Below are 5,113 nucleotides of genomic sequence, written 5' to 3' on the forward strand. Positions count from 1 at the left end.
ACACATTCGGGTTCTTCTGAATAACGCAACTCTTTCGGTGTGCTCATGCTAACCCCTCCATAAAGTGTTTTAATCGATCCTACATTGAAGATATCATATTTTGATGGGTTATAACCAGTATGTCTTAAACTGATCTTCTTTAAAACCGACCGTTACTTTACTGCCGTCTGTCGCAATCGGGCGTTTGATCAGCATACCGTCCGACGCCAGCAGTTCCAGCTGCTCATCTTCAGACATGTTTTGCAGCTTGTCTTTTAAGCCGAGTTCACGGTATTTTTGTCCGCTCGTGTTGAAAAACTTCTTCAATTCAAGCCCGCTTTTCTCGTAGAGCTCTTTCAGTTTTTCCTTGCTTGGCGGCTCTTCTGCGATATGTATCCCATTGATTTCTTTGCCATGGTCTTCAAGCCATTTTTTCGCTTTACGGCATGTCCCGCATTTCGGATACCAGTAAAAATCCAAAGCCATACATACACACCCCTCTCATTTAATCGAGGTAATTTTAACACAGATCGAATGAAAAACCTAAAACCGTGCTCCATTCTATAACAGCTAAAAACCCCGCCTAAGCAGGGCTTTTCGTTTAAACGATATATTTCTCAGCTTCAAAGACTCCCTTGGCTGCCTGGCGCTTTTTCTCAATGACATTGACAGGCGTAAAGCGCGTCAATTTGCGGAGCGCGGACAGCATCATCCGCAGCGAATCACCTGATTCCATCGCAATGAGCGATTCCTTGGCATGGCTTTCAATTTCCTGAAAGGCAACTTGTGCAAAAATCTGCGTATAAAGAATTTTCTGGGCGTTTTTGTCTTCCCCGGTTGCCTTGATGGCTTTTTCTGTACGCAAAATAGCTGCTTCCATGGCGTAGACCTGACTGACAATGTCGGCGATATTCACGAGGATTTCCTGCTCCTGGTCGAGCGCTTTTCCATATTTTTGCGCGGCGAGTCCCGCGATCATGAGCGCGATTTTTTTGGCGTTTCTCAGCAGATACTTTTCCTGTTCCAAAACGCCGTCACCTGGTTCTTCAGGCATGAGCATCATCAGTTCTTCCTGAAGCGCCTTCGCTTTCTCAAACAGAGGAAGCTCGCCTTTCATCGCTTTTTTCAAGTATGTGCCCGGGACGATGAGACGGTTGATTTCATTTGTGCCTTCAAAAATCCGGTTGATCCGTGAATCGCGGTAAGCCCGCTCCACTTCGTATTCCTGCATGAATCCGTAGCCGCCGTGGATTTGGACGCCTTCATCAACGATATAATCAAGCGTTTCAGATCCAAATACTTTGTTAAGGGAGCATTCGATTGCATATTCAGCGATCGATTTCGCGACCTGGCGCCCGTCTTTTTGCTCTTCTTCGCTCAAGGTGCCCATTTTGTCTTCAAACAGCCCGACCGTACGATAAACAGAGCTTTCCATCGCATAAAGTCTGGCTGACATAGTGGCGATTTTTTCCCCGATTAAGCTGAACTTTGAAATCGGCGTCTTAAATTGCTGGCGCTGATTGGCGTATGAAGCGGACAGCTCGATGACCCGTTTGGAAGCGCCGATTGTCCCGACAGCAAGCTTATAGCGGCCGATATTTAAAATATTGAAGGCGATGACATGCCCTTTTCCCGGTTCGCCTAAAAGGTTTTCTTTCGGAACTTGAACCTGGTCTAAGATGAGCGTACGGGTCGAAGAGCCTTTGATGCCCATTTTTTTCTCTTCAGGCCCTGTGGAAACACCTTCGTAATCTTTTTCCACAATGAAGGCCGAAAAATGTTCGCCGTCTATTTTCGCGTAGACGATGAAAACATCGGCAAAAGCTGAGTTTGTAATCCATTGCTTTTCACCGTTTAATATATAGTGGGTTCCCGCCTCATTCAAAACGGCCGTTGTTTTTGCCCCTAATGCATCAGATCCGGAGCCAGGCTCTGTTAAGGCATAGGCTGCAAATTTTTCCCCTGTTGCAAGGGACGGCAGATACTTTTTCTTTTGCTCCTCGGTTCCGAAAAATACGATCGGAAGCGTGCCGATCCCGACGTGCGCCCCGTACGATAACGAAAAGCTTCCCGCTCTTGAGAATTTTTCGGTAATCAGCGCCGAGCTGATTTTATCGAGCCCGAGTCCGCCATACTCTTCAGGAACGTCAGCACCGAGAAGCCCGAGTTCTCCAGCTTTTTTCAGGAGCCTGACAGAGTGATCGAAATTGTGCTCTTCAATTTCGTCGATGTATGGCAAAACATCTCCGAGAATATAATCTTCAGTCGTTTTGGCGATCATTTTATGTTCATCTGTGAAATCTTCCGGTGTAAACAGCTGATCAGCCGTCACCTCTTCGATCAGAAAGGCTCCGCCTTTTTTCATATGGTCTTTTGTTTGTTCCATTGTTCCATCCCCCTTGTGATTAAACTAATTCGAATACCCCTGCTGCTCCCATGCCTCCGCCGATACACATTGTTACAACGCCGAATTGCTCGCTTCTCCGCCGCATTTCGTGGATCAATGTCAGCGTGAGCTTTGTGCCCGTGCAGCCGAGCGGATGTCCGAGCGCAATCGCTCCACCGTTGACATTGACTTTTTCTTCATCGATGCCAAGCGACCTGATCACCTGGATCGCTTGTGATGCAAATGCTTCATTTAATTCGAATAAACCGATATCAGAGAGCTCAAGTCCCGCCATCTTCAGCGCCCTTGGAACAGCTTCAACAGGACCGATGCCCATCACCTCCGGCGGAACGCCGCCGACTGCGAACGAACGGAACCTTGCGAGGGGCTTTAACCCAAGCGCATCCGCTTTTTCTCTGTCCATGATCATCACTGCGGCCGCCCCGTCGCTCGTCTGCGATGAATTCCCTGCCGTAACAGAACCGTCCGCCGAAAACGCCGGTTTTAACGTTGACAGAACGTCTTTCGTTGTCCCCGGGCGCACACCTTCATCGGCCGAGAAAGTAAACGTCCGCTCCTTCAGCTTGTGATGGTCATCCACTTCTCTGACGGTGACGTCCACCGGGACGATTTCATCTTCGAACTTTCCTTCCGCGATCGCTTTGGCTGCTTTTTGATGGCTGCTGACGGCAAATGCATCCTGATCATCCCTGGAAACGCCGTATTTAACGGCAACCTGTTCAGCCGTATGGCCCATTCCCATATAATATTCAGGAGCTGTTTCCGCGAGCGCCGCGTTCGGTCTGACGATATGTCCCATCATCGGCACGATGCTCATCGATTCAGCGCCGCCGGCAATGACCGTGTCGGCAGCTCCAAGCATGATTTTTTCGGCCCCGTAAGCGATCGATTGAAGTCCTGAAGAACAATATCTGTTGATCGTAACGGCCGGAACTGTGTGCGGCAGCCCGGCAAGCGCGCCGATATTGCGCGCCATATTCAACCCTTGTTCGGCTTCCGGCGTAGCGCAGCCGATGATTAAATCATCGATATTCCCTTCATAACCACCAGCTCTTTTCAACGTCTCTCTCACTGCATATGCGCCTAAATCATCGGGACGGACAGTCCTCAATGAGCCTTTTTTTGCTTTTCCGATCGGGGTTCTCGCTCCCGATACAATAACTGCCTCTTTCATTATTTTCCCTCCTTAATTACGCAAAGGTTTGCCTTTTACAAGCATATGCTGCATTCTCGCCTGCGTTTTCGGTTCGCTCACAAGGCTCAGGAAAGCTTCTCTTTCCAAATTGAGCAAGTATTCTTCCGTTACTTCAGCGCCGAACGGAACCCTCCCGCCCGCGATGACAAACGCCAGCTTTTTCGCTATCTTCATGTCGTGTTCAGAGATGGCGCCGGACAGCTTTAACGATTCCGCACCGAGCAGGAGCGCCGCATAGCCGGTTTCGCCTGTCACCGGAACTTTCTTTTTCACCGGCGGACGGTAGCCGCTTTCGGAAAGTGTCAGGACGAGTTTCTTAGCATCGTATAACAAGTGATCCTGGTTGATGCTGATTTGATCCTCTGCGGTTAAGATGTTCAGCTCTTTCGCTTCTTGAGCCGAAGTCGACGTTTTTGCAAGAGCAATTGTCTCAAACGTTTTGATGGCGGCCTCCTGGATATCCGGTTTAACGCCTTCAGGCAGCCCCTTCAAGTAGTTTAAATAAAGCTCTTTATTGCCTCCGCCGCCCGGAATCAGGCCGACGCCTGTTTCAACGAGGCCCATGTATGATTCACTTGAAGCTTGAACACGGGCTGCAGGCAGACAAAGCTCAGTCCCCCCGCCAAGCGTCATCCCGAACGGAGCAGCGACGACCGGCTTGGTACTGTATTTCACTTTCATCATCGTCTCCTGGAACTGACGGATGATCATGTCAATTTCCATATAGTTGTCGTCTTGGGCTTCCATCAGCATCATCGCAAGATTGGCTCCGACGCAGAAATTTTTGCCCTGATTGCCGATCACAAGTCCTTTATAATTGGCATCTACTTCCTCAAGAGCGAATTTGAGCATTTGGATGATGTCGAGGCCGATTGCATTGCTTTTCGAATGAAATTCGAGCAGTGCGACATCATCGCCTAAATCGATCAAACTTGCCCCGCTGTTTTTCTTGATGACGCCTTTTGTTTCTTTGAGTGACGACAAATGGATCGTTCTCTTGTTTTCTTGAAGCGCCCTGTATTCGCCGCTTTCAAAACAGTAGCAGAACGTCTTTCCGTTTTCTCTAAGGTAGAAGGTCTCATGTCCTTTTGCGAGCATTTCCTTCACCCAGTCCGCGACTTTCCAGCCCTCTGCTTCAAGCTTTTGCACCGCGTTTTTCACACCGATGCTGTCCCACATTTCAAACGGACCTTCCGACCAGCCGAACCCCCATTTCATCGCCTGATCAATCGCCGTTATGCTGTCAGCGATTTCCCCTGTCAGCTCAGCCGAATAGACAAGCGTCGGAGCTGTCATGTTCCAAAGAAGGCTTCCCGCTCTGTCATCTGAATAAATAAGCGCTTTCAATCTCGCTCCTGCGCCTTTCATTTGCTTGGCCGCTTCAAGTCCCGATGTTTTTAATGTTTGGCGTTTGCTGTAGGTCATCGTCATCGGATCGAGCTCAAGGCTGTCTTTTCCTTCTTTTTTGTAAAAACCTTGATTCGCTTTGCGTCCGCTCCAGCCTTTTTCGAGCATTAGTTCAATAAATTCAG

4 protein-coding genes are annotated in these 5,113 nt (G+C 48.9%); all 4 read right to left on the bottom strand.

Annotation, left to right across the window (positions count from 1 at the left end; all coding sequences use genetic code 11):
- Positions 1-108 precede the first annotated feature (108 nt).
- On the bottom strand, positions 109-465 hold the full coding sequence (locus C1T29_RS18755) for an arsenate reductase family protein (protein WP_020452880.1): 357 nt from the start codon (positions 463-465) through the stop codon (positions 109-111).
- Positions 466-580: 115 nt separating this feature from the next.
- Positions 581-2,365: an acyl-CoA dehydrogenase family protein gene (locus C1T29_RS18760; RefSeq protein ID WP_035337669.1), complete on the bottom strand. Its 1,785-nt coding sequence runs from the start codon at positions 2,363-2,365 to the stop codon at positions 581-583.
- 19 nt (positions 2,366-2,384) lie between these two features.
- Entirely contained in the window at positions 2,385-3,560 is a 1,176-nt protein-coding gene (locus C1T29_RS18765; RefSeq protein ID WP_025809838.1) for an acetyl-CoA C-acetyltransferase, read from the bottom strand.
- Positions 3,561-3,572: 12 nt separating this feature from the next.
- Positions 3,573-5,113 (bottom strand): enoyl-CoA hydratase/isomerase family protein (locus C1T29_RS18770; protein WP_208945535.1); only part of this gene is annotated, 1,541 nt, incomplete at its 5' end.

This window comes from Bacillus sp. MBGLi79 (genome assembly GCF_002953915.1).